Annotated in this window: 19 protein-coding genes; 13 read left to right on the top strand and 6 right to left on the bottom strand. The window is 72.9% G+C overall.

Features of this window, described 5'->3' with window-relative positions; genetic code table 11:
• Positions 1-252 precede the first annotated feature (252 nt).
• Both cyc2 and phsA read left to right on the top strand, forming a co-directional pair.
• Positions 253-2,409 carry a germacradienol/geosmin synthase Cyc2 gene (gene cyc2 / locus ACZ7P3_RS33755; protein WP_472087490.1) on the top strand — a complete coding sequence of 719 codons (2,157 nt, stop codon included), beginning with the start codon at positions 253-255 and terminating at the stop codon, positions 2,407-2,409.
• A 120-nt stretch (positions 2,410-2,529) separates the two neighbouring features.
• Entirely contained in the window at positions 2,530-4,428 is a 1,899-nt protein-coding gene (gene phsA / locus ACZ7P3_RS33760; RefSeq protein WP_472087491.1) for an O-aminophenol oxidase PhsA, read from the top strand.
• An 11-nt stretch (positions 4,429-4,439) separates the two neighbouring features.
• On the opposite strand, the gene ACZ7P3_RS33765 is transcribed toward phsA, so the two are convergent.
• The gene (locus tag ACZ7P3_RS33765; RefSeq protein ID WP_472087493.1) at positions 4,440-5,174 is read right to left on the bottom strand and encodes a CTP synthase C-terminal region-related (seleno)protein; all 735 of its coding nucleotides are present in this window, start codon (positions 5,172-5,174) and stop codon (positions 4,440-4,442) included.
• Positions 5,175-5,267: 93 nt separating this feature from the next.
• Here ACZ7P3_RS33765 and ACZ7P3_RS33770 point away from each other — a divergent pair, with 93 nt between their 5' ends.
• The 4 genes from ACZ7P3_RS33770 to ACZ7P3_RS33785 all read left to right on the top strand — a co-directional run bounded on the left by ACZ7P3_RS33770 (position 5,268) and on the right by ACZ7P3_RS33785 (position 9,560).
• Positions 5,268-6,134, top strand: coding sequence for a LysR family transcriptional regulator (locus ACZ7P3_RS33770; RefSeq protein ID WP_472087494.1), 867 nt, complete (start codon positions 5,268-5,270; stop codon positions 6,132-6,134).
• A 512-nt stretch (positions 6,135-6,646) separates the two neighbouring features.
• Positions 6,647-7,210 carry a PDZ domain-containing protein gene (locus ACZ7P3_RS33775; protein ID WP_472087495.1) on the top strand — a complete coding sequence of 188 codons (564 nt, stop codon included), beginning with the start codon at positions 6,647-6,649 and terminating at the stop codon, positions 7,208-7,210.
• A gap of 215 nt (positions 7,211-7,425) precedes the next feature.
• The gene (locus ACZ7P3_RS33780) at positions 7,426-8,553 is read left to right on the top strand and encodes an aminopeptidase P family protein (protein ID WP_472087497.1); all 1,128 of its coding nucleotides are present in this window, start codon (positions 7,426-7,428) and stop codon (positions 8,551-8,553) included.
• Between the two features lie 53 nt (positions 8,554-8,606).
• On the top strand, positions 8,607-9,560 hold the full coding sequence (locus tag ACZ7P3_RS33785; RefSeq protein WP_472087499.1) for an aminoglycoside phosphotransferase family protein: 954 nt from the start codon (positions 8,607-8,609) through the stop codon (positions 9,558-9,560).
• A gap of 53 nt (positions 9,561-9,613) precedes the next feature.
• Here ACZ7P3_RS33785 and treZ read toward each other — a convergent pair whose 3' ends face one another.
• Positions 9,614-11,359, bottom strand: a complete 1,746-nt coding sequence (treZ, locus tag ACZ7P3_RS33790) for a malto-oligosyltrehalose trehalohydrolase (protein WP_472087500.1) — start codon at positions 11,357-11,359, stop codon at positions 9,614-9,616.
• A gap of 174 nt (positions 11,360-11,533) precedes the next feature.
• On the opposite strand from treZ, the gene ACZ7P3_RS33795 reads away from it, so the two are divergent.
• Together ACZ7P3_RS33795 and ACZ7P3_RS33800 are read left to right on the top strand one after the other, a co-directional pair.
• Positions 11,534-12,109 (top strand): FHA domain-containing protein, encoded by a 576-nt coding sequence (locus ACZ7P3_RS33795; RefSeq protein WP_472087502.1) that lies wholly within the window; start codon positions 11,534-11,536, stop codon positions 12,107-12,109.
• A 79-nt stretch (positions 12,110-12,188) separates the two neighbouring features.
• Positions 12,189-12,611 (top strand): SSI family serine proteinase inhibitor, encoded by a 423-nt coding sequence (locus ACZ7P3_RS33800; RefSeq protein ID WP_472087503.1) that lies wholly within the window; start codon positions 12,189-12,191, stop codon positions 12,609-12,611.
• Between the two features lie 244 nt (positions 12,612-12,855).
• Here ACZ7P3_RS33800 and ACZ7P3_RS33805 read toward each other — a convergent pair whose 3' ends face one another.
• Positions 12,856-14,106 (bottom strand): M14 family zinc carboxypeptidase, encoded by a 1,251-nt coding sequence (locus ACZ7P3_RS33805; protein WP_472087505.1) that lies wholly within the window; start codon positions 14,104-14,106, stop codon positions 12,856-12,858.
• A 136-nt stretch (positions 14,107-14,242) separates the two neighbouring features.
• On the bottom strand, positions 14,243-15,820 hold the full coding sequence (lpdA, locus tag ACZ7P3_RS33810; RefSeq protein WP_472087507.1) for a dihydrolipoyl dehydrogenase: 1,578 nt from the start codon (positions 15,818-15,820) through the stop codon (positions 14,243-14,245).
• A gap of 88 nt (positions 15,821-15,908) precedes the next feature.
• On the opposite strand from lpdA, the gene ACZ7P3_RS33815 reads away from it, so the two are divergent.
• Positions 15,909-16,850, top strand: a complete 942-nt coding sequence (locus ACZ7P3_RS33815) for a LysR family transcriptional regulator (protein WP_472087509.1) — start codon at positions 15,909-15,911, stop codon at positions 16,848-16,850.
• A gap of 23 nt (positions 16,851-16,873) precedes the next feature.
• On the opposite strand, the gene treY is transcribed toward ACZ7P3_RS33815, so the two are convergent.
• Together treY and glgX are read right to left on the bottom strand one after the other, a co-directional pair.
• Positions 16,874-19,243, bottom strand: coding sequence for a malto-oligosyltrehalose synthase (gene treY, locus ACZ7P3_RS33820; protein ID WP_472087510.1), 2,370 nt, complete (start codon positions 19,241-19,243; stop codon positions 16,874-16,876).
• Between the two features lie 232 nt (positions 19,244-19,475).
• The gene (glgX, locus tag ACZ7P3_RS33825; RefSeq protein WP_472087512.1) at positions 19,476-21,584 is read right to left on the bottom strand and encodes a glycogen debranching protein GlgX; all 2,109 of its coding nucleotides are present in this window, start codon (positions 21,582-21,584) and stop codon (positions 19,476-19,478) included.
• 196 nt (positions 21,585-21,780) lie between these two features.
• On the opposite strand from glgX, the gene ACZ7P3_RS33830 reads away from it, so the two are divergent.
• The 4 genes from ACZ7P3_RS33830 (at position 21,781) to ACZ7P3_RS33845 (ending at position 26,155) form a co-directional block, all read left to right on the top strand.
• On the top strand, positions 21,781-22,593 hold the full coding sequence (locus ACZ7P3_RS33830) for a Tat pathway signal sequence domain protein (RefSeq protein ID WP_472087513.1): 813 nt from the start codon (positions 21,781-21,783) through the stop codon (positions 22,591-22,593).
• A 58-nt stretch (positions 22,594-22,651) separates the two neighbouring features.
• Positions 22,652-23,977: a copper amine oxidase gene (locus tag ACZ7P3_RS33835; RefSeq protein ID WP_472087515.1), complete on the top strand. Its 1,326-nt coding sequence runs from the start codon at positions 22,652-22,654 to the stop codon at positions 23,975-23,977.
• 103 nt (positions 23,978-24,080) lie between these two features.
• On the top strand, positions 24,081-25,322 hold the full coding sequence (locus tag ACZ7P3_RS33840; protein WP_472087517.1) for an SAV2148 family HEPN domain-containing protein: 1,242 nt from the start codon (positions 24,081-24,083) through the stop codon (positions 25,320-25,322).
• Positions 25,323-25,423: 101 nt separating this feature from the next.
• Positions 25,424-26,155 (top strand): exonuclease domain-containing protein, encoded by a 732-nt coding sequence (locus tag ACZ7P3_RS33845; protein ID WP_472087519.1) that lies wholly within the window; start codon positions 25,424-25,426, stop codon positions 26,153-26,155.
• Positions 26,156-26,300: the final 145 nt, after the last annotated feature.

Here is a 26,300-nt window from a genome sequence, read left to right on the forward strand (position 1 = left end):
GCGGGGCCCCGGCAAGGGTGCGGACCGGGCGCGGCGGCGGGCGTCCGGGTGTTGTCCTGCGGACATCCGGCGCCCATCCGGCGGACGTCCTGTCGACCGGACGGGGAGCATCTTCGCCCGGCGCCACTCGCGTTGCCGCCAGATGCGGGGCGAACCCGCGGAAGGTCCCCGTTTCGGCGCCGGTTCACGCGATGGTGTGATCATCTGCCGCCGGGTGGATGGCTCTCAGAAGCCCCGGGTAGGCCCCCCGCCATGACGCAGCCGTTCGAACTCCCGCACTTCTACATGCCGCATCCCGCGCGGCTCAACCCGCATGTCGACGAGGCGCGCGCCCACTCGACCGCGTGGGCGCGCGAGATGGGCATGCTGGAGGGCTCCGGGGTCTGGGAGCAGGCCGACCTCGAGGCGCACGACTACGGGCTCCTGTGCGCCTACACCCACCCCGACTGCGACGGCCCGGCCCTCTCGCTGATCACCGACTGGTACGTGTGGGTGTTCTTCTTCGACGACCACTTCCTGGACATGTACAAGCGCACCCAGGACCGCGCCGCCGGAAAGGCCCACCTGGACCGCCTGCCCCTGTTCATGCCGCTGGACCCGGCCGCCCCGATGCCGGAGCCGCAGAACCCGGTCGAGGCGGGCCTCGCCGACCTGTGGAAGCGCACCGTGCCGTCGATGTCCGTCGACTGGCGCCGGCGCTTCTCCGTCGCCACCGAGCATCTGCTCAACGAGTCCATGTGGGAGCTGTCCAACATCAACGAGGGCCGGATCGCCAACCCGGTCGAGTACATCGAGATGCGCCGCAAGGTGGGCGGTGCCCCCTGGTCCTCGGGGCTCGTGGAGTACGCGACCGCGGAGGTGCCCGTCGCCGTCGCCGGGACCCGGCCGCTCAGAGTGCTCATGGAGACCTTCTCCGACGCGGTCCACCTGCGCAACGACCTCTTCTCCTACCAGCGGGAGGTGGAGGACGAGGGCGAGAACAGCAACGGCGTGCTCGTCCTGGAGCGCTTCTTCGGCTGCACCACCCAGGAGGCCGCCGAGACCGTCAACGACATCCTCACCTCACGGCTGCACCAGTTCGAGCACACCGCGCTCACCGAAGTGCCCGCCGTCGCCCTGGAGAAGGGACTCGGGCCCGACGAGGTGGCCGCGGTGGCCGCCTACACCAAGGGACTTCAGGACTGGCAGTCCGGCGGCCACGAGTGGCATCTGCGCTCCAGCCGCTACATGAACAAGGGCGCCACCTCCGTCGCGCCCTGGCGGAAGCCGGCCGGCCCCGGCACCTCCGCGGCCGACGTCGGCGCACTGCTCGCCTCGGCCGCCGCGGAACGTCTGCGCGCGTACGCGCACGTGCCCTTCCAGAAGGTCGGACCTTCGCTGATCCCCGACTTCCACATGCCCTACGAGGTCGAGCTGAGCCCTCACCTGGAGGCGTGCCGTCCCCGACTGACCGCGTGGATGCACCGCATGGGCATGCTGGAGGAGGGCGTCTGGGACGAGGACAAGCTCGCCGCCTACGACCTGCCGCTGTGCTCGGCCGGGCTCGACCCGGACGCCACACCGGAGGCCCTCGATCTCAGTGCCCACTGGCTCGCCTGGGGCACCTACGGCGACGACTACTACCCGCTGGTCTTCGGAGGCCGCCGCGACCTGGCCGCCGCCCGGCTGAGCACCGCCCGCCTGTCGGCCTGCATGCCCGTCGACGGCGGGGCGACACCCGTCGTCCCCCTCAACGGCATGGAGCGCGGCCTGATCGACCTCTGGGCCCGCACCACCGCCTCGATGACCCCCGGCCAGCGTCGCACCCTGCGCGACTCGGTGGACAAGATGACCGAGAGCTGGGTGTGGGAGCTGTCCAACCAGCTGCAGAACCGCGTCCCCGACCCGGTCGACTATCTGGAGATGCGGCGCGCCACCTTCGGCTCCGACCTCACCCTCAGCCTGTGCCGCATGGGCCAGGGGCCCGCGATCCCGCCGGAGATCTACCGCACCGGCCCCGTCCAGGCGCTGGAGAACGCCGCGGTGGACTACGCGTGCCTGACCAACGACGTCTTCTCGTACCAGAAGGAGATCGAGTACGAGGGGGAGCTGCACAACGCGATCCTCGTCGTGCAGAACTTCTTCGGCTGCGACTACCCGACCGGGCTCGGGATCATCCACGACCTGATGACCCAGCGCATGCAGCAGTTCGAGCACATCATCGGCCATGAACTGCCCGTCCTGTACGACGACTTCGATCTGTCGGCCGAGGCCCGCGAGGCCATGGACAACTACGTGCGCGACCTGCAGAACTGGCTGGCGGGCATCCTGCACTGGCACCGTGAGGTCGACCGCTACAAGGCCGGGTACCTGGCCCGCAGGACGCATGGCTTCGTACCGGACCCGAGGCCCCCGCTGCCCGTCGGCTGACCACGGACCGGCCTTTCCGAACTTTCTCGTACGGAACGCCATATTCCGGGAACTCCGGCGGGGTGTCAGGAGTCTTCTGGGGCAAGGGGAACAGACACGAGAGCACGGGGGTGTTCGACCTTGACCGACATCATCGAGAGGATCACCAAGGGCATCACGGGACAGCAGCCGGCGACGGCACCGGAACCGGACGAACTGACGCCGTACGTCGCCCGGTTACCGGTCCCGCCCGTGCTGCGCCCGGCGTCCGCGTCCGCCGATGTGACCTGCGAGACCGAGATCGCCCTGCGCCCCGCCTGGGTCCGCCTGCACCCGCAGCTGCCGCCGACGCTGATGTGGGGATACGACGGACAGGTGCCCGGCCCGACCATCGAGGTGCGGCGCGGACAGCGCATCCGCATCGCCTGGACCAACCGCGTCCCGAAGGAGAGCGAGTACCCGGTCACCTCGGTGGAGGTGCCGCTGCGCACCGACGGCCGCCCGCCCGCCACCACCGAGCCCGGCCGCGAGGGCGTCGAACCGAACAAGGACGTCGCTGCCCTGCCCGCCTGGACGGTGACCCACCTGCACGGCGCCCAGACCGGCGGGGGCAACGACGGCTGGGCCGACAACGCCGTCGGACACGGCGACGCCCAGCTCTCCGAATACCCGAACGACCACCAGGCGGTGCAGTGGTGGTACCACGACCACGCGATGAACATCACGCGGTGGAACGTGATGGCAGGCCTCTACGGCACCTACCTCGTCCGCGACGACGAGGAGGACGCCCTCCACCTCCCCTCCGGGGAGCGGGAGATACCGCTGCTGCTCGCCGACCGCAACCTCGACACCGACGAGGACGGCCGTCTCAACGGCCGTCTGCTGCACAAGACGGTGATCGTCCAGCAGCGGAACCCCGAGACGGGCAAGCCGGTCTCCATCCCGTTCAGCGGCCCCTACACCACGGTCAACGGCCGCATCTGGCCGTACGCCGACGTGGACGACGCGTGGTACCGCTTCCGGCTGGTCAACGCGTCCAACGCGCGCATCTACAACCTCGTCCTGGTGGACGAGGACGACAACCCGGTACCGGGAGTCGTCCACCAGATCGGCAGCGACGGCGGGCTGCTGCCCCGCCCCGTCCCGGTCGACTTCGACGAGGCGCTGCCCACGCTGACCGCGGCCCCGGCCGAGCGGTTCGACCTGCTCGTGGACTTCCGGCGGCTGGCGGGCAGGAAGCTCCGGCTGGTCAACAAGGGCCCCGACCAGCCCGCGGGCGTGCCCGACCCGAAGGGCGACGTGCGGTATCCGGCGGTCCTTGAGTTCCGCGTCCGCGAGACCGGGATGTGCGACACCTTCGAACTGCCCCAGGTGCTCTCCGGCTCCTTCCGGCGCCTCACGCACGACATCGAGCACGGCCACCGCCTGATCGTGCTCACTCCGCCCGCCACCAAGGGCGCCGGCGGCCATCCGGAGATCTGGGAGATGACCGAGGTGACGGACCCGGGCGGCCTCCGGCTGCCCGCCGACGGCATCATCCAGCTCACCGGGGCGGACGGCACGACGAAGACCTACCGGCGCACGGCACGGACGTTCAACGACGGCCTCGGCTTCACCATCGCCGAGGGCGGCTACGAGCAGTGGAGCTTCCTGAACCTCGCGCCGATCGTCCACCCGATGCACATCCACCTGGCCGACTTCCAGCTGCTCGGCCGGGACGCGTACGACGTCTCGGGCTTCGACCCGGCCGTCGGCGGCACCCGCACGCCCATCGCACACGACCCGGACACGCAGATACCGCTCGCCCCCAACGAGCGGGGCCACAAGGACGTCTTCCGCGTCCCCGGCGGGCAGATCCTGCGCGTCATGGGCCGGTTCGACGGGGCGTACGGCCGGTTCATGTACCACTGCCACCTGCTGGAGCACGAGGACATGGGCATGATGCGGCCCTTCGTCGTCATGCCGGCCGAGGCCATGAAGTTCGACCACGGGGCGCACGGCGGTCACGACGGCGGTCACGGCGCAGGCCACACCGGCTGACCCCGGTCACGTCACGCGGGCCGGCGCTCCGTCCGGCCCGCCTGCCCGACGGCGGCACGCGCCAGCGCCCGCACGATGGGGTGGGGGCGCGAGCCGTCGCCGGACAGCTCCGGCTGGAACAGCGTGGCCAGGAAGAAGGGATGGCCCGGCAGTTCGGCGACGCGGACCTGCCCGTCCTCGTCGTGTCCGGAGAAGCGCAGCCCGTGGGCGCGGAGCGTGTCGAGGTGGCGGGAGGGGCCGTAGGCGCAGAAGTACCGCTCGACCGAGCGCGCCGAGCCGATCACGGACTCGGCGAGCGAGCCCGGCTCCAGCGCCACCACGGCCTCATGGCCCACCAGGGAACAGGCCAGCGGCTCGATCAGCAGGTCCTCGGCGTCGGGATCGTTCTCGGCGTGCGCGGTCCGGGTCAGCCCACATGCGTTGCGGGCGAACTCCAGCAGCGCGTGCTGGAAGCCGCCGCACGTGCCGAGGAACGGGATGCCCTCCTCACGCGCGGTGCGGACGGCCGCGAGGACGCCCGCCTCGCTGCGGTACGGGCTGCCCGGCAGGACCCAGACGGCGTCGAAGCCCCGCACCGCGCCCTCGGCCCCGGCCTCCTCGGACGGGATCCAATAGGCGTCCAGGACCAGCCGGTCGCGCTCGGCGAGGGCCTCCAGCAGGAGCGGGATCCGGGTGTGCGAGACGACGTTGGGGGAGCGGTCCCCGACGAGGGCGAGGGTGGCGGTGCGAGCTGCGGTGTTCGTCATGGCGCTCATCCTGGGCACCGCCCCTGGTTCACGTCCAACGATGATTCCTGCATGCTCGATAAGCGTTGCTGATGCAGTGGGATCCTGTCCGCCATGGACCCCCACCTGCTGCGCACCTACGTCACCGTGGCGCGCCTCGCCTCCTTCTCCGAGGCCGCGCGCGAGCTGGGCTACACCCAGTCAGCGGTGTCCCAGCACATCGCCGCCCTCGAACAGGACCTCGACGCGCCCCTGCTCACCCGGCGGCCCGTCACCCCCACCGCGGCGGGCGAACGCCTCCTGGAGCACGCGGGACCGCTGCTGCTGCGCCTGGACGCGGCCCGCGCCGACGTCGTCCGCATGGCCGCGGCGCCGGCCCAAGGCCTGACCGTGGCCGCCACGGCGAGCGCGCTCGGCCCCGCCGTCCTCGGCGCGCTCCCGGCCGCGGGCGTGACCCTGCGTGTCCTCGCCCGGGACGAGATCCCGGCCGCCGTCGCCACCGGCACGGCCGACGTCGGCCTGGTCGACGGTCTCGCCGCCCCCAGCGATCCGCTGCGGCTGCCCGACGTGGCGCCGCTGACCACGCACGGCGTCAGGGAGGAACCCGTCAGCGTCCTGCTGCCCGCCCGCCACCCGCTGTCCGGCCGTACCGGACTGCGCCTGGGCGACCTCGCCGACGCCCGCTGGCTCGACGCCCCCGACGCGGCCCTCCCGCTCGCTCAGCTGCGCGCCGCCGGCGGCGGGGGCGCCTTCCGTCCCTCCGTCCGCTACGAGGGCACCGACCTGCGCACCCTCACCGCCCTCACCGCGGCCGGTCACGGCCTCGCCCTGCTGCCCCGCTCGGCGGCCACCGGCGTACCGGGCACGGCCGCCGTCCCGCTCACCGCACCGCGGGTCGTGCACCGCACGGAACTCCTGCACGGCGGCGCACCGGCGGGAGCGGCCGCCGAACTGATCCGGCGGCTGGTGGCGGGTACGTGACGCCGCGACGACGTGACGCCGCGACGACGTGACGCCGTAATGCCGCGACGACGTGACGCCGCGACGACGTAATGCCTGTGGGGCCCACAAGCCGGAGGCCGCCGGGGCGCCCGCCAACCCGTGGCCCTGAGCGCGGCACTCGTCGGCCCATGCTCCTGCGCGGCGCGCCCGCCGGACCCGCCGCACCCGCCGGCCCGCGGTCCTGTCCGCCGCGCCTCTGGCCTTTGCTCCCGCGATCCGCACTCGCCGGTGTGTACTCGTGTGCGCCGCGCCGGTCGGCCCGCGGTCCTGTCCGCCGCGCCTGTGGCCTTTGCTCCAGCGATCCGCACTCGCCGGTGTGCGCGCCGCGCCCGCCGGCCCGGGGTCCCGCCCGCCGTGCCCCCAGCCCGTCGTCCCGCGCTTCGCCTCGAAGGCCATGACTACCCTCCGCGACCCTCCGGCCAGTCTCACTCGTTCGTGTCCCATCGCGGCCGGGCGCCACGGGTAGAGCATCAGCCGGAGGCGAGCGAACCATGGAACAGACTGCGTTGCGTCCCAAACCGATGCCCGGTCGGGAGGGGCGCGAGGGCGGCACGCCGCGCCCCGCCACCCGCCCGCACGCCGCGCGCCGGCGCGGCCGGCGGATCAGGACCCTGCTGTTCGGGCTGGTCACCGGCACCGTTCTGGTGCTCTCCGGAGTCGGCATCGGCACGGTCGGCGCCACCGTGATCGGCATGAGCAGGCTGGCCGAGCTGCAGCGCCAGATCCCGCACGCGGGCTCCTCCGCCCGGCCCACCCCTTCCGCGTCCCCGAGCCCCGCCGACGTACGGACCGGCGCGACCCTGGGCGTGGAGGCCGTCGACGCCGGCAAGCCGGGCGCCCTGGTGGTGGGCGTCCATGTGCCCGGCCCCGGCTACACGGCCGGCCTGGTCCGCGGCGACGTCCTGCTGCAGTTCGGCACCCTCCGCGTCGATACGGCCGCCGACCTCGTCCGAGCCGTCGCCCACGCCCGCCCCGGAACGGCGGTGACCCTCACCGTGCGCCACCCCAGCGGCGGCTACCAGCAGCTGACGGTCGTTCCTGGGGTGGTGACATGACCGCGGCACCGGCCCGGTCCGGCGTGTCCGGGCGCCTCGGGAAACTCGCTGGTCGCTCCCCGCCCCAAGCGCCATGATGGCCCCATGCCGCGCCCCCGTCCGCGAACCGCGCCCCCGGGACTTCGCGATCGGCTCGCGCCGCCCTGCCCGGCCGGGCAGGATGCTGCCCGAGACCGCTTCGCCCCCCGCCACCTCGACCGCGCACGGAGGCCCGGATGACCGGTAGCACGCCCGCGCCCTTCACCGCCGACGACTACAGGGCCCGCATGGAGCGTGCCGCGCGCTCCGCCGCCGACGCCGGCCTCGCGGGACTGCTCGTGGCGCCCGGACCCGACATGGTGTGGCTGACCGGCTACACGCCCACCGCGGCCACCGAACGGCTCACCGTGCTGGTGCTCGCCCCCGGCCGCGACCCCGTGCTGGTCGTGCCCGCCCTGGAGGCCCCGGACGCCGAACACGCGGCCGCCGCGACCGCTCTCACCCTGCGCGACTGGACCGACGGCAAGGATCCCTATGCCGTCACCGCCGCCCTGCTCGACGACCGAGGGCGCTTCGGCATCAGCGACAACACCTGGGCGATGCACCTGCTGGGCCTGCAGCGCGCTCTGCCCGGCACCTCATACGCCTCCCTCACCGACGCCCTGCCGATGCTGCGCGCGGTCAAGGACGCGGCCGAACTGGAACTCCTGGCAGCCGCCGGGGCGGCTGCGGACGCAACGTTCGAGGAGATCCGGAAGGTTCCCTTCGCCGGCCGCCGCGAGTCCGACGTCGGCCACGACCTCGCCGGCCTGCTGCGCCGCTTCGGGCATTCCCAGGTCGACTTCACCATCGTCGGCTCGGGTCCCAACGGCGCCAACCCGCACCACGAGGTCGGCGACCGTGTCATCCAGGACGGCGACATGGTCGTCCTCGATTTCGGCGGTCTCAAGGACGGCTACGGCTCCGACACCACCCGCACTGTCCATGTCGGCGAGCCGACCGAGGAGGAACGCACGGTCCACGACCTCGTGCGCGCCGCCCAGGAGGCGGGCTTCAGGGCGGTACGGCCGGGCGCCGCCTGCCAGGACGTCGACCGTGCCGCCCGCGCGGTCATCGCCGACGCCGGATACGGCGAGTACTTCATCCACCGCACCGGGCACGGCATCGGCGTGACCACGCACGAACCGCCGTACATGATCGAGGGCGAGGAACAGCCCCTCGTCCCCGGCATGTGCTTCTCCGTGGAGCCGGGCATCTATCTGCCCGGCCGCTTCGGGGTGCGCATCGAGGACATCGTCACGGTGACCGAGGACGGCGGCCGCCGCTTCAACAACACCACCCGTGAGATGGTCATAGTGGGCTGAAGCGACCAGGAGACACACCTAGACGACATCCCGGAACGGCGACGACGCGACTCATGACCCAGGCACCGACACCCACCGCGGACACCGTCCGCCGACTGGTCCGTTCGCTGCTCAAGGAGGGCGAAGGGAGCAGCGGGAACGGTGCCGGCAGCGAGGGCCCGGACGTGCGGCCCGTCGGAGAGGGTCACGAGCACACCTGGTGGGTCGGCACCCGCCACGTGCTGCGCCTGGCCCCCGACCGTGACGCCTCCGTCCGCCGCCGCCGCGAACTGCGCCTGCGCGACCTGGTCCGCCCGCAGGTGCCCGTCGCCGTCCCCACCAGCGTCGCCCGCGGCGACTGGGCGCCCGGCCTCGCCTACACCCTGGACCTCAAGGTGCCCGGCGGCACCGCGGACCGGCACGACGTCTCCGCCGTCGGCGAGGACGACCTCGCCGGGCTGCTCAGCGGACTGCGCACGGTGCCCGTACGGCAGTCCGAGACGCTGGGCGTACCGCGCACCGCCCCGCGCTCCCTGGAGGCGCTGCGCCGCATGGCCGTGCACGCGGCCGAACGGCTCGCCGCCACCGACGAGTTCGACGCCGCCCGCCTCCACCAGCTCACCGCGCCCGGCGCCGCCCAGCTCGCCGCCCAGCCCGGCACTGCCGTCCTCACCCACCACGGCCTCACCGGCGAGCACGTGGTGGTCAGCGCCGACGGGCGGGTCCGCGGCATCCTCGACTGGACGGAAGCGGCCCTCGGCGACCCCGCCGAGGACATCGCCGGGCTCGCCGTCGCCGTCGGCTCCCCGGCGGCCGTCCGCGCCGCCACCCTCGCCGGCTACGGCGCCCGCCCCTGCCTGCGCGGCCTGTGGCTCGCCCGCTGCGACACCGTCATCCGCCTCACGGACCACCTGGAGGGCCGCGCACCGGGCTCCCCGCAGCTGCTGAGAACCCGGCTGCGGCGCGTCTGGGAGCCGATCCTGCTGGAGCGGGTGACGGAGTTCAAGGACGACGAGCCGGAGCCGTAGGCCGCCCCACGACCGCCGACGGCCCGCGCCGACGGACGGACCCCGGGCGCCGCTCAGGGCTGGATGAGCACCACGCACGACTCCCCGGGCACCTGCAGCAGCCCGTCCGGGCCCGGCGCCGCCACCGGCTCCCACGCGGCGAGGACCTGCGCCGGACGGGTGCCCAGCGGAATCGCCGCCGGCGTCCCGCCCAGGTTCACGGCCACCCGGACGTCCCCGCGCCGGAACGCCAGCCAGCGCGCCTCCCCGTCGTAGGCCACCTTCGTGTCGGCGAGGTCGGGATCGGTCAGGTCGGGCTGGTCCCGGCGCAGCGCGATCAGCTGCCGGTACCAGGCCAGCACGCGCGCGTGGGGCTCGCGTTCCGGCTCCGACCAGTCGAGGCAGGAGCGCTCCCGGGTCGCCGGGTCCTGCGGGTCCGGTACGTCCTCCTCGGCCCAGCCGTGCTGTGCGAACTCCCGCCGCCTGCCCCGCCGTACCGCCTCCGCCAGCTCCGGATCCGTGTGGTCGGTGAAGAACTGCCAGGGCGTGCCCGCCGCCCACTCCTCGCCCATGAACAGCAACGGCGTGAACGGCGCCGTCAGCGTCAGCGTGGCCGCGCAGGCCACCAGGCCGGGCGAGAGGAGGCCCGAAAGCCTCTCGCCCTGGGCGCGGTTGCCGACCTGGTCGTGGGTCTGGCTGTAGCCCAGCAGCCGGTGCGCGGCCACGCGCGCCCGGTCCAGTGGCCAGCCGTGGCCGCGGCCCCGGAAACTCGAGTACGTGCCGTCGTGGAAGTAGCCGCCGGTGAGCGTCTTGGCGAGTGCGGCGAAGGGGGCGCGCGCGAAGTCGGCGTAATAGCCCTGGGACTCGCCCGTCAGCGCGGTGTGCACGGAGTGATGGAAGTCGTCGTTCCACTGCGCGTGCAGCCCGAGGCCGTTCTCCGCGCGCGGGGTGATGATCCGCGGGTCGTTCAGGTCGGACTCGGCGATCAGGAACAGCGGGCGGCCCACCTCCTCGGCGAGACCGTCCACGGAGGCCGACAGCTCCTCCAGGAAGGAGCACGCGCGCGCGTCGTGCAGCGCGTGCACCGCGTCCAGCCGCAGCCCGTCGATCCGGTAGTCCCGCAGCCACGCCAGCGCACTGCCCAGGAAGTACCCGCGCACCTCGTCGGAGCCGGGTGCGTCCAGGTTCACCGCCGCACCCCACGGCGTGTGGTGCCTGTCCGTGAAGTACGGGCCGAACGGCGGGAGATGGTTGCCGGAGGGCCCCAAGTGGTTGTGCACGACGTCCAGGACGACACCGAGGCCCAGCTCGTGCGCCCGGTCGACGAACCGCTTCAGCGCCTCGGGCCCGCCGTACGGCTCGTGCACCGCCCATGGCGACACCCCCTCGTACCCCCACCCGTGCCGTCCCGGGAACGGGCACAGCGGCATCAACTCCACGTGCGTGATCCCCAGTTCCACCAGGTGTTCCAGGCGCGCCGCGGCCGCGTCCAGGGTGCCCTCGCGGGTGTAGGTGCCCACGTGCAGCTCGTAGAGCACCGCGCCCGGCAGCTCGCGCCCCGCCCACGCAGAACGCCACGTGTACCGCCCGTGGTCGACGACCGCGCTCAGCCCGTCCGGCCCGTCCGGCTGGCGCCGCGAGCGCGGGTCGGGCAGTACGGGCCCGTCGTCCAGCGCGAACCCGTACCGCGAGCCGTCCTGCGCAGGCGCCTGCGCGCGCCACCAGTCGACGCGCTCCGGGTCGCGCTCCAACGCGCGCGTGGCGCCGTCGCAATGGAGCGTCACACGGTCTGCCTGTGGTGCCCACACCTCGAACTGCACGGACGGTTCCCCTTCGTCTGCTCACCGTGATGTAGCCCGTCCATCGTGCCGCGAAAGAGATCAATCCGCTTTCGAATACGCCCTTTCCCGGCAGGTGTCGTGGAATCGCACGCGCAGGGCAACCGTTTCCCCCGTTTCTGGACACCAGGGGTTCACTGCCCGACAATCACGAGTGTGACGTCGTCCTTCGAGTTCCCCACGTACCCCGCGCGGCTGTCCGACGCGGAGCGCGACAAGGCGCTGCAGGTGCTGCGCGACGGCGTCGCCATGGGCCGGCTGTCGCACGACACGTTCGTGCGCCGTATGGAACTCGCCCTCTCCGCCTGCCGCGCCGACGAACTCGCCGCACTCACCGCCGACCTGCCCCGCGAGAACCGCTTCTCCCGCGCGGTCCTCGGCACCGTCGAGGCCGTCTCCGGATTCACCGTACGGCTGCGCCGGGCCTGGCAGGCCGAGCGGCTGCCCAAGCTGCAGCTGCCGCACCCGGCGGGCGGCCATCCGCTGCGCATAGGCCGCGACCCGGCGAACGGGCTGCGGCTGAACCACGACACCGTCTCGCGGGTGCACGCCGAACTGCGCCGGCAGGGCGGCATGTGGGTCCTCAGGGACCTCGGCTCCACCAACGGCACCACCGTCAACGGCCGCCGTGTGGTCGGCGCCGTCGTGGTCAACGAGGGCGATCAGGTCGCCTTCGGACGGATCGCCTTCCGGCTCGCGGGGAACCGGGACACCGGCCCGCATTCGAACTGACGTCCCACCGCGGACCCGTACCGTTCCGTTCGGGTGAGTCGGGGTGCGGAACGCGGACCGCCGTGCCGATGGATCGGACATGACGTACCTCACCCGAGCGACAGCGGCCGCCGGCGCACTGCTGGCCTCCGTCGGCCTCCTCGCCGCGGGCCCGGCCCAGGCGGCACCCCGCAGCACGTTCCCCCTCCCCGGCAACTGGCTCTACGTCGCCGTCACCCCCGGCGAGACCCAGCCCAGCCACGTGCGCGGCAAGCTGCTGCTGTGCGACCCGCTGCCGCTCGGGTACGCACAGGCGGCCGAGGCCTGCGGCGAACTCGAGGCCGCCGAGGGCGACATCGCACGCATCCCGCACACGAAGGTCTTCTGCCCGATGATCTTCGCGCCCGTGACCGTCCGCGCGCACGGGCAGTGGAACGGCCGGCCGGTCGACTACCAGGAGACCTACTCCAGCAAGTGCGTCATGCGGTCGCGCACGGGATCGGTGTTCGCGTTGGACGGATGAGCCCGGCTGCCGGCGGGCGCGGCAGGCGCGCAGCAGGCGTGTCGGGCACAGCAGGCGTGTCGGGTACAGCAGGCGTGTCGGGTACAGCAGGCATGTCGGGCGCGCCAGGGCACGGCGGGCACGGAAGACGCCGCGGGCACGGGAGGCGCGGGCGGTGCGGGCGCATCCGGGGCACGGGTGGCGCGGGCGGTGCGGGCGCGCCCGGGACATGGGTGGCGCGGGGGACGCGGGCGGCGCGGAGGCCTCACGCGGCCCTGTCCCGTGCCTGCTGGGCCGCCACCAGCACCGTGCGGGACTGATGCTCCACCTGGTGCTCCAACGGCACCCAGCGGGCCCTGAAACGGTCCGCGAAGGCCTCGCACCAGGAGGCGACGAGCTGTTCCAGCCGGGGCGCCGCCCGGTCGTCCGCCTCCCGCAGCACCCGCAGCAGCATCGCCGCGGCCCGCAGCGGCAGCCGCCGGCCGAAGGCGTCCACACTGCCGACGTACGCCATCGTCGTGCCCGCCGGCGGTGTGTGGATCCAGTCCTGCGCCAGGCCCGGTATCAGCTCCAGGGCCCACCGCGCGGCCCGCAGCAGCGGCCCCTCCACGCCCTCCAGCCGGGGCAGTGCCTCGGCGAGCACCCGCTCCACCTCCAGCGAGTCCCGCAGCAGCCGCCGCGCCAGCCGGTGTATCGCCGCCGCCGGCGCCGGGTGCGGCGCCGGGTCGTCCACCAGGTCGCTGGCCCACATCGGAACCTCCACGACGGCCGTCAGACCGCCGTAGCGGTGCGTGTGGTACCAGGTGCTGTGCCGTGCGTCGTCCGGCAGGCTCGGGTAGGCGACGCCCGTCTCCGGTCCCGGCATGACATGCACCCCGGGCCCGGAGGCGGGCCAGCCCGCGGCGTCCGAGGCGCCCGCCTCCACCGGGATGTGCAGCTCCGCCGCGGACTTGGCGAACGGTTCGGCCAGGCCCGGCACGTCCTTGGTCAGCTGCACCCAGCTGCCGCCCAGATCGGTGCCGTGCAGCGTCACCTGGAGGTAGGGGCGCAGCTCGTCGATCACCCCGGTCAGGGTCCGGGTCTCGGGCGGCAGCCGGTCCGGCGGAAGCACGGCCGGCGACCACTCGGGCTGTTCCGCGCCCGTCGGCCGGTAGAAGCCGAGGTGGTAGTCGAGCAGGCTGCGCGGCGCCGGAGTCACATGCAGGCTGGCGCCGTCCGGATCCGCGCAGAGCAGGAAGTGCCAGGAGGTGCCGGCCCGCAACTCCCGCTCGGCCAGCACGCGCTCGGCCAGCACCCGGAGGGTGGATCCGCCGGTCGGCTCGTTGGCGTGGGCGCCCGCGACGACCAGTACCGCGCGCCGGGCGTGCCCCACGGACAGCAGGTGCAGGGGCCGGCCGGCCCGCGAGACGCCCACCTGCCTGAGCGCACACAGCCCGGGCTCCTGAGCGGCCAACGCCCGTGCGGAGGCGATCAGTTCGGGAACGCTGGGGTAGCGCAGCTCCGGCAGAAGACTCACCCCCGACTTGTTCCGCCCGGCTTCGCCCTCCCAGTGCCGCACGGCATGGGTGAACTGTCAAGCACTCGACGGGGGAGGCTCCAGGGGGCGCCCGGACGCATTCCCGGATCGCGGCCGGGCGCCGTGCTCCGGGCGCTCACTGCTGGTGCAGGCCGCGTCCCGCGAGCGTCAGGAACACCTCGCCGACCGCCTCCGACAGCGTCGGGTGGGCGTGTACGTGCCGGGCCACGTCCGAGGGCTGGGCGTCCCAGCCCACGATCAACTGGCTCTCGGCGATCATCTCCGAGACGTGCGGGCCCACCAGGTGCACTCCGAGCACCTGCCCGCCGCCGGCCTCCGCGACGACCTTCACCATGCCGCCCTGTCCGTGCACCATTCCCTTGGCGACCGCGGTCAGGGGCATCGTGTTGACGTCGACCTCGTGCCCACGCGCGCGTGCCTCCGCCTCGCCGAGCCCCACGGACGCGGTCTGGGGCGAGGAGTACGTCACCCGGGGCACCGCCGCGTACTCGACCGGCGGCGACGACAGGCCCGCCAGCGTCTCGGCGACCAGCAGACCCTCGGCGAAGGAGGCGTGCGCCAGTCCGAGCGAGGGCGCAGGCAGCAGATCGCCCACGAGATGGATCCCCGGCACGGCCGTCTCCAGCCGGCTCCAGTCAGCCGGTACGACGAGCCCCCGCTCGTCCGTCGTCAGACCGGCGGCGGCCAGGTCCAGGCCCTCGGTGACCGGGACCCGGCCGACGGCCACCAGCAGCCGCTCCGCCTCCACCGTCCGGGTCTCCCCGCGCGCGGTGCGCACCCGTGCGCGTACGCCGTGTTCGTGCACCTCCGCGTCCAGCAGCCGGGCGCCGGCCTGCACGTCGATGCCCCGTTTCTTCAGACCGCGCGTCAGATGACGGCTCACGTCGGCGTCCTCCAGGGGCACGATCCGGTCGGCGGCCTCAACCAGCGTGACCTCGGCACCCATCGACCGGTGGAAGGAGGCGTACTCCACGCCGATCGCGCCGCCGCCCAGCACCAGCACGGAGGCGGGGAGCCCCGGCGCGAACAGTGCGTCGTCGCTGGTCACCACGCGCCGGCCGTCCGGCGTGAGCCCCGGGAGCATGCGCGGGCGTGAGCCGGTCGCGAGGACGATGCCCCGGCGTGCGGTGAGATCGTGCACGCCGGGCGCGGAATACTCGTGCACGCCCTCCACGCGCACCGTGCGTGTTCCGGTCAGCCGTGCGCTGCCCCGCACCACGCGGATGCCCGCGTGGGCCAGATGGGCCTTCACCCCCTGGTGGTTGCGCGCCACGATGTCGTCCCTCGTGGCCACCAGCGCGGCCCAGTCCACGGAGTCCAGCGTGGCCTTGACGCCCCAGCGCTCGCGGGCCTCGGCGATGCCGTCGACCAGTTCGGCGGCGTGCAGCATGGCCTTGCTCGGGATGCAGCCCCGGTGCAGACAGGTCCCGCCGACCTTGTCGCGTTCGACGAGCACGACGTCGAGACCGAGGGAGGCGGCACGCAGGGCGGTGCTGTACCCGCCCGTGCCGCCGCCGATGACGACGACGTCCGACGTGTTCGAGGCTCGCGTGGGCGCGGATTGCGCATGCGCGGCCCGGACGCGGGTGGCTTGCGTGTACGCGGTCTGGGTGCGGGTGGCTTGCGTGTACGCGGCCTGGGCGCGAGCGGCCTGCGTGTTGACGGCCCCTGTGTTCATGGCCTCTGTGTTCATGGCCTCCACCCTCCGCCCGTCCCTTGCCATGAGTCCAAGGCAATGTTCTTGTGGAACCGATGCAGGATCCTTATGGGAGGGCGGGGCGATGAGCCTGCGGCAGATGGAGTACTTCCTCACGGTCGTCGAGGAGGCGTCCTTCACGCGCGCGGCAGAGGCCCTGCACGTCACACAGCCCGCGCTCTCGCACCAGATCAAGGCCCTGGAGAAGACGGTGGGCGGTGCCCTGCTGGAGCGCATGCCGCGCGGAGTGCGCCTCACATCGATGGGACGCGCCTACCTGCCGCATGCCGAACTGGCCGTCCGCAGCGCGGCCCGGGCCCGCCGGGCGGCCCGCGCCGCCGCCGGGGCCGAGGGCGGCGAGCTGCACATAGCCGCACTCCACTCCATCGCCGTGGGCGTCCTCCCCGACGTCTTCGCCCGCTGGCGTGCCTCCCACCCGAGGGTCCTGCTGCGGCTGCACGAGTACGCCACCTCCGAGGCCCTGGAGGAGGCGGTGCAGCGCGGCACCGCCGATCTCGCCGTCGGCCCGGAGCCCGCCGGTCCGCCCGCCACCGTCGTACCAATCGGCGAAGAGGAAATCGTCCTCGTGGTGCCCTTCGACGACCGGTGCGCGGGCCGTACGACGGTGACGCTGCCGGAGCTGGCCGACCGCGCCTGGATCCGCTGCGCGATGGAACCCGTGGTCCACGGCGAGCGCTTCCTCGACTGGGCGTGCGGCCGGGCCGGGTTCCGGCCCCGGACCGCCGTGTGGACCGAGCACACCTCCACGGCCGTGCGCATGGCCGCCGCAGGTGTCGGCGTGTGCGTGGCGCCCGCCCATGTGGTGCGGGGCGCCGTCGGCGAGGACTGTGTGGTCCTCACCCCCGACCCGGCCTGGAGGCGCGCCCTGACCGTCTACGCACGTGTGCCGCCCGCCGGAGCCGCCGCGGCCTTCGTGGACCTGCTGCGCGCCGCCTGGCCGTCCCCGGGGGCGGTCGCCGCCCAGGCGTACGAGGAGTGCGGCCCGCCCACCGCGCAGGCCGGCTGAGCGGGCGCCGGCCCGGCCGTCCCTCAGTCCTCCCCGGTCCGCTCCAGCAGCACCACCGGCAGCGGCTCGAAGAGGTCCGCCGCGCGCGCGTGCCCCGTGAATTCCCGCCCGGGGGTCAGCACGTCCGCCCACCGTCCCGGCGGCAGGTCCAGCCCTGTCTCCCGCCAGCCGCCCGACTCCGCCAGCCGCAGCGACAGCCGGGTCACCGCCGTGACCACCTCGCCGGAGCGCGCGAACGCCGTGCAGTGGTCCGCCGCCGGCCCCTGAGCGGCCAGCGGGGCGTACGTCGCGGACGCACCGAAGGCGCCGGGCCGGCGGGCCCGCAGCCGCAGCGCGGCCGCCGTCAGGGCGTCCTTCTCGCCGGGCGTGAGCGCGGGGAACGCCACCGGGCGCCGGTTGTCCGGGTCGACCAGCGCCCGGTACTCACCCTCCGTGCCCTGGTACACGTCCGGCACGCCCGGCATCGTCAGATGGACCAGCGCGGTGCCGAGGACGTTCGCCCTGACGTGCGGCTCCAGCGCCTTGCGGAAGGCGGCCACGCGCTCTCCGGGCGGCCCGCACGGCCCGGCCGCGACGAAGGCGGCCACCGCCTCCTCGTACGCCGGTTCCCGCTCCGTCCAGCTCGTGTACATGCCCGCCTCGCGCACATGCTTGAGCAGCGCCTCCCGGACCCGTTCCGCGGGCGCCGGACCGAGCCCGAACACCGTCTGCCAGGCCGCCCAGGCCAATTGCCCGTCCGGTGCGCCCGCCTCGGGCAGGGCGGCCTCGGCGAGCGTCTCGGCCCAGCGGCCGGGGCACTCGGTCAGCACGGCCAGCGCCGCGCGCACGTCGGCGCTGCGCTTGGTGTCGTGCGTGGAGACCACCGTGCCGCTCAGCGGCCGGTCGCGCTGCACGCGCGCGCAGTACGCGTGGAAGTCCTCCGGGGACACGCCGGGACTGCCCGGGTCGCCGCCCACCTCGGTCGCCGCCAGCAGGGGGACATAGCGGTAGAACGCCGTGTCCTCCACGGACTTGGCGCGCAGCGCCGACGCGGTCTGCGCGAACCGGGTGCGGAAGTCGGCCCGGTCGGCGTGGTCCGGCGCCGACGGGTCGCCGGGCGCCTCGACCAGCAGCCGGCGCACGATGTCGACGGCTTCGGCCTCCTCGGGCACCACGAACGCCAGCCGGGCCTCCTCGGCCGCCTCCTCGGTGAGCACGGCGGAGGCGTCACCCGACGCGTACGGCCGGTAGACCCGCAGCCGCACCAGCAGCTCCTCCACGGCCGTGCGCAGCGCCCAGGGAGCCCGGTCGCGCAGCGCGAGGTCCGGCGAGGCGGCGCACAGCCGGGCGGCCGCCCGGGTGAGCCGGTCGGTCTCGGCGGCCAGTTCGTGCGTGAGCACCTTGTAGGCGGCCCGCCGCACGGTGGCCTCCCAGTTGCCGCCCCGGTCCGTCTGGGGGGCAGCGAACGCCCGGTACCGTCCCACCAGTTCGTAGGCCCCGTCGCTGTCCGTGAACAGGCCGTCGACGTGGCGCAGGGCGTCGTAGCCCGTGGTGCCCGCCACGGGCCAGGAGGCCGGCAGCCGCTCGCCGTCGGCGAGGATCTTCTCCACGACCGTCCAGCGTCCGCCGCTCGCCCCGTGCAGCCGCTCCAGGTAGCCGTCGGGGTCCGCGAGTCCGTCGGGATGGTCGATCCGCAGCCCGTCGACCACGCCCTCCGCCAGCAGCTGGAGGACCTTGGCGTGGGTGGCCTCGAACACCTCGGGCTCCTCCACGCGCACCCCGATCAGCTCCGAGATGCTGAAGAAGCGCCGGTAGTTCAGCTCGGTGCGGGCCAGCCGCCACCACACGGGCCGGTACCACTGGGCGTCCAGCAGCCGGGGCAGCGGCAGGTCCTCGGTGCCCGCGCGGAGCGGGAAGGCGTGGTCGTGGTAGCGCAGGACGTCTCCGTCGACCACGAGGCGGTCCAGTTCGGAGCCGACCGGGCCGCCGAGCACGGGCAGCAGCACGCGCCCGTCCTGCGCCTCCCAGTCGATGTCGAACCAGCGTGCGTACGGCGAGCCGGGCCCCTCGCGCAGCACCTCCCACAGGGCGTGGTTGTGCCGGGGTGCCATGGCCATGTGGTTCGGCACGATGTCCACCACCAGCCCCAGGCCGTGGTCCCGCGCGGTGCGCGCGAGGGCGCGCAGCCCCTCCTCGCCGCCCAGCTCCTCGCGTACGCGCGCGTGGTCCACCACGTCGTAGCCGTGCGTGGAGCCCGGCACGGCCTCCAGGACGGGGGAGAGGTGCAGGTGCGAGACGCCCAGCGACGCCAGGTACGGTACGGCCGCGGCGGCCGCGGCGAACGGGAACGCGGGCTGGAGCTGCAGCCGGTAGGTGGCCGTGGGCACCTTCGGTCCGGATGGCGCAGAAGTCATGCAACCCTACGTACCCAGCCGGCCGGCTTTCGTGTCATCGACGCCGCCACGGCCCCCCGCACGCGTGTCCCTCGACGGCCCGTCCGGCGACGTACCCCGGACGGGCCGGACCTGTCCTCCGCGCGCGCGTGGAGGACGGCGGGGGCCGGCACGCCCCCTGAACCGGCGGCCGGCACGACCCCCTGGACCGGGAGCCGGCACGCCCCCTGAACCGGGACCGCGCAGGAGGGCGTCAGGCCGGCCGCTGCAGCACCGTCAGGCTGCGGTCGGGCAGGGTGACGCGGTCACCGGCCGCGACCTTCGCCCCCGTCCCCGGCGGGACCCCTTCCGGGCGGGCGGTGTCGACGACGACCTGCCACTGCCGGCCGTGGTCGACCGGCACCAGGAAGTCCAGCGGACCGGGCGAGGCGTTGAACATGAGCAGGAAGGAGTCGTCGGCGATCCGCTCCCCGCGCGGACCGGGCTCGGAGATCGCGTTGCCGTTCAGGAACACCGTCAGCGCGGAGGCCTGCGCCGAGTCCCAGTCCTGCTGGGCCATCTCGCCGCCCTCGGGGGTGAACCAGGCGATGTCGGACAGCTCGTCGTGGGTGCCCTCCACCGGGCGCCCGTGGAAGAAGCGCCGGCGGCGGAAGACCGGGTGGTCGCGGCGCAGCCAGACCATCGCCCGGACGAACTCCGGCAGTTCGCCGCCGTCCTCGGGCCAGTCCACCCAGGACACAGGGTTGTCCTGGCAGTAGGCGTTGTTGTTGCCGTGCTGGGTGCGGGCGAACTCGTCGCCGTGGCTGAGCATCGGTACGCCCTGGGACAGCATCAGTGTGGCGACGAAGTTCCGCATCTGGCGGTCACGCAGGGCGAGCACCCCCGGGTCCTCGCTCCCGCCCTCCGCGCCGCAGTTCCAGGACCGGTTGTGGCTCTCGCCGTCCCGGTTGTCCTCGCCGTTGTCCTCGTTGTGCTTGTCGTTGTACGAGACGAGGTCGTGCAGGGTGAAGCCGTCGTGGCAGGTCACGAAGTTGATGGAGGCGAGCGGGCGGCGCCCGTCGTCCTGGTAGAGGTCCGAGGAGCCGGTCAGCCGGGAGGCGAACTCCGCGAGCGTGCGCGGCTCGCCCCGCCACAGGTCCCGGACCGTGTCGCGGTACTTGCCGTTCCACTCGGTCCACAGCGGTGGGAAGTTGCCCACCTGGTAGCCGCCCTCGCCCACGTCCCACGGTTCGGCGATCAGCTTCACCTGGGAGACCACGGGGTCCTGCTGCACCAGGTCGAAGAACGACGACAGCCGGTCCACCTCGTGGAACTGCCGGGCCAGGGTCGCTGCGAGATCGAAGCGGAACCCGTCGACGTGCATCTCGGTGACCCAGTACCGCAGCGAGTCCATGATCAGCTGGAGGACGTGCGGGGACCGCATGAGCAGCGAGTTCCCGGTCCCCGTGGTGTCCGTGTAGTAACGGGGATCGTCCGCGAGACGGTAGTACGACGCGTTGTCGATGCCCTTGAAGGACAGGGTGGGGCCCAGGTGGTTGCCCTCGGCGGTGTGGTTGTAGACGACGTCCAGGATGACCTCGATCCCGGCCTCGTGCAGCGCCCTGACCGCCGACTTGAACTCCAGGACCTGCTGCCCGCGATCGCCCCAGGACGCGTACGTGTTGTGCGGGGCGAAGAAGCCGACCGTGTTGTAGCCCCAGTAGTTGTTCAGGCCCATGTCGACGAGCCGGTGGTCGTTGACGAACTGGTGGACGGGCATCAGCTCCAGCGCCGTCACGCCCAGCGTGGTCAGGTGCTCGATGACCGCCGGGTGCGCGAGCGCCGCGTAGGTGCCGCGCAGCTCCTCGGGCAGGCCCGGGTGGCGCATGGTCAGGCCCTTCACATGGGCCTCGTAGATCACCGTGTGGTGGTACTCGGTGCGCGGGGGCCGGTCGTCGCCCCAGTCGAAGTACGGGTTGACCACCACCGAGGTCATGGTGTGCGGCGCCGAGTCCAGGTCGTTGCGCCGGTCGGGGGCGTCGAAGTGGTAGCCGTACACCTCCTCGCCCCATCGGACACTGCCGCTGATCGCCTTGGCGTACGGGTCGAGCAGCAGTTTCGCCGAGTTGCAGCGCAGCCCGTGCTCGGGGGCGTACGGGCCGTGCACCCGGAACCCGTAGCGCTGTCCCGGCATGACGCCCGGCACGTACGCGTGCCGTACGAACGCGTCGCTCTCGCGCAGTTCCACCGCCGTCTCGGAGCCGTCGTCGTGCAGCAGACACAGCTCTGTTCGGTCCGCGGCCTCCGTGAAGACCGCGAAGTTGGTTCCGGCGCCGTCGTACGTGGCGCCGAGCGGATACGCCTCTCCAGGCCAGACCTGCATGGACACGACTCTTCCAGGTGTGCCGCCCCGCCGGGGCCGCGTTGACTCCGAGTCTGCCCGAAAGTGACGGAACCTCCTGTGACTTACGTCCCTCTTACCGGCCGACCAGTGCGCGCGGCGGACTGACCACCCGCCGTGCGCCGAACCAGTGGGGCAACACGTACTCCCGGGGAAAATGGGGGAGTAGGGGGAAGATGTGCGCGAGATGGTGCACCGCCACCTGGGCAAGGTGGTGGCCGGGGCGGCCCTGGCGGTGGCCGGGACCGCCGTGATGATCGGGATCACCCTGCCGGGCACGGCCGGCGCGGACGAATCGGGAGGAGCGAGCGGCGGCGCGCAGGCCGCGCGGCAAGGGGGACAGGGGCCGGACGCGGTCCGGCCGGGTGTCGTGGAACAGGCGCCGGCCGAGGGGAAGAAGGGCACGGGCCGTGACCCGCTGACCGACGACGAGATGCAGCGCGTCGAGAAGATCGCCCTGAACAAGCAGCTGTTGAACACGGGCGAGGACGTCGACGGCGACCGCGGTCCGCAGCGCCTCGGCGTCGACCTCGCGGACCCCGAGGCGAACGAGCTGGACGACCCGAATGCGCCACGCCGGGCGGACGTCACCTTCTACGACTACCGGAACGACACGCTCGTCACCAAGACGGTCGACCTGGAGACCGGCAAGGTCGAGCAGACCAGCAGCCGGCACGGCGTCCAGCCCCCGCTGAGCCGCGCCGAGAACGCCGAGGCGGCCGCGCTGCTGATCGCCGACCCGCTGGGCGCGGGCCTCAAGGCCGACTACAAGGACGCCACCGGCGACGAGCTGACCTCCGCGGACCAGCTGCTGCTCAACGGCGCCGTCTACCGTGCCGTTCCGGACGGACAGCCCGCGGTGCTCGACAAGTGCGGCGAACACCGCTGTGTGCGGCTGTTCCCGAAGGTCAAGAACGGTCCCTGGATCGACGCCCGGTCACTGGTCGTCGATCTGAGCACCCACAAGGTCGCCCGGCTCGAGCGCCGCTGAGCCCCGGCAGTCCGTTCACTTTTCCAACTTGCATCTCCTGCAGGGGAGCCACGTCTTCATGCGCAAAGACAGAATGACCCGTGCCCGCACGCGGGCTGCCGTCGGCCTGACCGTCGCCGCACTGGCCGCCGGTGCGACGGCGGGCGCCGGACCGGCCGCCGCCCGGCCCGGGGCTGCCCCGGCCGCCCGCGCCGCCGCCGACTGCAGCGCCGCCTACAGGATCGAGCAGAAGCTCGCCACCGGCACCACCTGGCGGATGTGCTGGCGCTACGACAGCAAGGCCGGACTCGTCCTGGAGCACGTCTCCTACCAGCCCAAGGGCGAGTCCAAGCCGATCAAGGTCCTGAACAGCGCCCGTCTCGCCCAGATCGACGTGCCCTACGACGACGGCAGCGTCGAGTACGACGACCTGACCGGATTCGGCTTCGCCCAGGGCCTGGTGGACCTGGCGCCCGGTGAGTGCCCCGGCGGCACCATCAAGACCGTCCGGGTCCCGGAGGCCTGGGACCCGCGGCACCAGGACGTCAAGGGCCTGTGCACGACCACGCGTTCACGCGGCCACGCCTACCGCATGCAGGGCGACAGCGCGAACAAGGTCTTCCAGACCCAGGGCAAGGACCTGCTCGTCTACACGGTCAACAAGGTCGGCTGGTACGAGTACATGACCGAGTGGCGCTTCCAGGACGACGGCACGGTCAACATGAACGTCGGCGCCACCGGAAGCCTCTCCTACGACGACTACGACGCGGGCGACGGCCGCGGCTGGCCGATCGGCAAGGGCGCCAAGGCCTACGCCACCAGCCACAGCCACAACGTCTTCTGGCGGCTGGACTTCGGCCTCGACGGCTCCTCCAGGACCAAGGTCGAACAGTACGACTCCGCCGTCACCGCCCCGGCCCGCGGCCAGCAGGCGCCCACCAACAGGACCACCCGCACCAAGGTCACCAAGGAACTCGCCGGCGACTACAAGACCTACCGCTGGTGGCGGGTGGTCAGCGAGACCGGCAAGAACAAGGACGGGCACGCGCGTTCGTACGAGATCGTGCCCGGCCCCACCACGAAGTACCCGGGCCGCAGCTTCACGAAGCACGACGTGTACTTCACCGAGTACAACAAGTGCGAGCAGTTCGCGAGCAACAACCCGGGGGCCTGCCCGGCCGGAGCGGGCAAGTCCGTCGACACGTGGGTCAACGGCCAGACGCTCACTCACCCGGTGGTCTGGATGAACGTCGGCTTCCACCACATCGTGCGGGACGAGGACCAGCAGCCCATGCCGATCCACTGGCAGGGCTTCGCCATCTCGCCGAGGGACGTCACCGCTATGAATCCGCTCACTCCCGACGCATTGGCGTGGCAGAACGGCCACTGGCGTCCGCGTAGTTGAGAAACCGACCTGTCCATCCGGCTGCATCGCCGACCGCTCCCGGAGTACCCTTCCTTGATCGTTGAGACGGGGAAGGCCCGGGGTGGCGGAAGGCGGTGCACGGGTGGGCTCGGGAGGGCTGGAGCTGCCCCCTGGTGGCGAGGGTCACGAGGGTAACTCCACAGACGTCCCGCCCGGCGCGGTGTCCCTGGCCCGCCCGATGGACGCGGCGGGGTCCATCGGGCCGGAACTGGACTGGGACGCCGACGCCTGGCTCGAGGTGCGCACCCGCGCCCAGCGGGCGGGCCGGGCCTACATCTGGCTGAACCTCGTCGAACAGCGGCTGCGCGCGGTCGTGGCCGCCGTGCTGCGCCCCATCTACGAACCCGTCCACGGCGACGAGTGGGTGGTGGCCGCGGCCGGACCGGCCGGACAGGAGTGGGTGCAGCGCGCGGTCGCGGTGCGCGAAGTCAGCCGCCGCAAGGGCTATCTGCTCGACCCGGCCGACGACAACGTGCTCAGCTTCCTCACTCTCCCGCAGCTGCGCGAGCTGATGGTGCAGCACTGGCCGTGCTTCGAGCCGTATTTCGACGAGCGGCGCGACCTCGAACTCGCCCTGGACGAACTGGAGGTCACCCGCAACGTCGTCTCCCGCAACCGGGCCCTGTCCGGGGCCGTGCTGAGCCAGGCCGAGCGGGCCTCGGCCCGGCTGCTGGAGATGCTCGGGGCCGGCGGCGACGTGCCCTCAGCGCGCCGGCTGCCGGTCGACGCGGTCGAGGACCTGGTCGGCGACCGGTACGCGGACGTCGTCGCGGTCCACCCCGACCGGGTCCGGCTCATGCGCCAGTTCCCGGCCGAGGACCTGTTCGGCGGCGCCCGCCGTGTCGACGCGATCGGCATCGGCCTCAATCTGCTCGTGCAGAACTTTTCCGGCCGGCGCCTGGTCAGGCTCGCCGAGTCCGGCTGCCGGGTACGGCTGCTCTTCCTCAACCCGGCCTCCAGCGCGGTGAAGCGTCGTGAGCGCGAACTAGGGATGAAGCGGGGCGAACTGGGCCGGTCGGTCGAGATGAACATCCTGCACATGCGCCGGGTGCGCTCCCGGCTGCGCGACCCCGGCGCCTTCGAGATCCAGGTCTACGACGAGACGCCCCGCTTCACCGCCTACCTCGTGGACGGAGACGGTGCCGACGGCATCGCCGTGGTGCAGTCCTATCTGCGCGGGGCGCGGGGGATGGAGTCGCCGGTGCTGGTGCTGCGCAGCGGCAACAGGCTGGTCAAGTCGGAAGATGTGGTCGAAGCCGGACTTTTCCCGACTTACCGCGAGGAATTCGAGCTGGCCTGGGCGGATTCGCGCCCGGTGTCCTGAACCGTCCCCACCGGCAAGCGGAACGCGCTCCTCGGATTGTCAGTGCCGCGTGCGATGGTGGAGGCACTGGGGGAAAGCACCACCAAGAAGGGGGGCCGCTCATGGGCTGGCACCGGGAGCTGCTGATCGGCTTCGACCTGGAGACGACCGGGACCGATCCGTACGAGGCGCGCATCGTCACGGGCGCGGTGATCGAGGTCAGGGCCGGTGAGCCCATGGGGCGCCGGGAATGGCTGGCGGATCCGGGCGTGGAGATCCCGGCCGACGCGGTGGCGGTGCACGGCATCAGCAACGAACGCGCGGCGACCGAGGGCCGCCCGGCCGACCAGGTGGCCGACGCCATCGCGGACGTGCTGGCCTCCTACTGGAAGGCGGGAGTGCCCGTCGTCGCCTACAACGCGGCCTTCGACCTCACCCTGCTCTCCGCCGAGCTGCGCCGGTACGGCCTGCCGTCCCTCGCCGACCGGCTGGGCGGCGCCGACCCGGCGCCGGTCGTCGACCCCTACACCGTCGACCGCCGCGTCGACCGCTACCGCCGCGGCAAGCGGAACCTGGAGGCGGTCTGCGCCGAGTACGGCATAGTCCTCGACTCGGCCCACAACGCCTCGGCCGACGCCCTCGCCGCGGCCCGCCTGGCCTCCGCGATAGCCGACCGCCACCCGAAGGTCGCGTCCCTGGCCCCGGCGGAGCTGCACCGCCACCAGATCCAGTGGTACGCCGAGTGGGCGGCGGACTTCCAGGCGTTCCTGCGCCGCAAGGGGGATGCGACGGCGGTGGTGGACAGCGTCTGGCCGCTGCGCGAGCCGGCGGACCTGACAGACGAAAGAGTCTGAGCCGAGAGCACCAGGGCCGAGGGCCTAAGCCGAGAGCACCAAAGCCGATGGCACCAGAGCCCTGCGCCTGAGCCGAGAGCACCAGAGCCGAGGGCCTGAGCCGAGAGCACCGAAGTCGCGCGCCTAAGCCGAGAGGGTCCGGACT

The organism is Streptomyces sp. NPDC107581 (assembly GCF_055657175.1).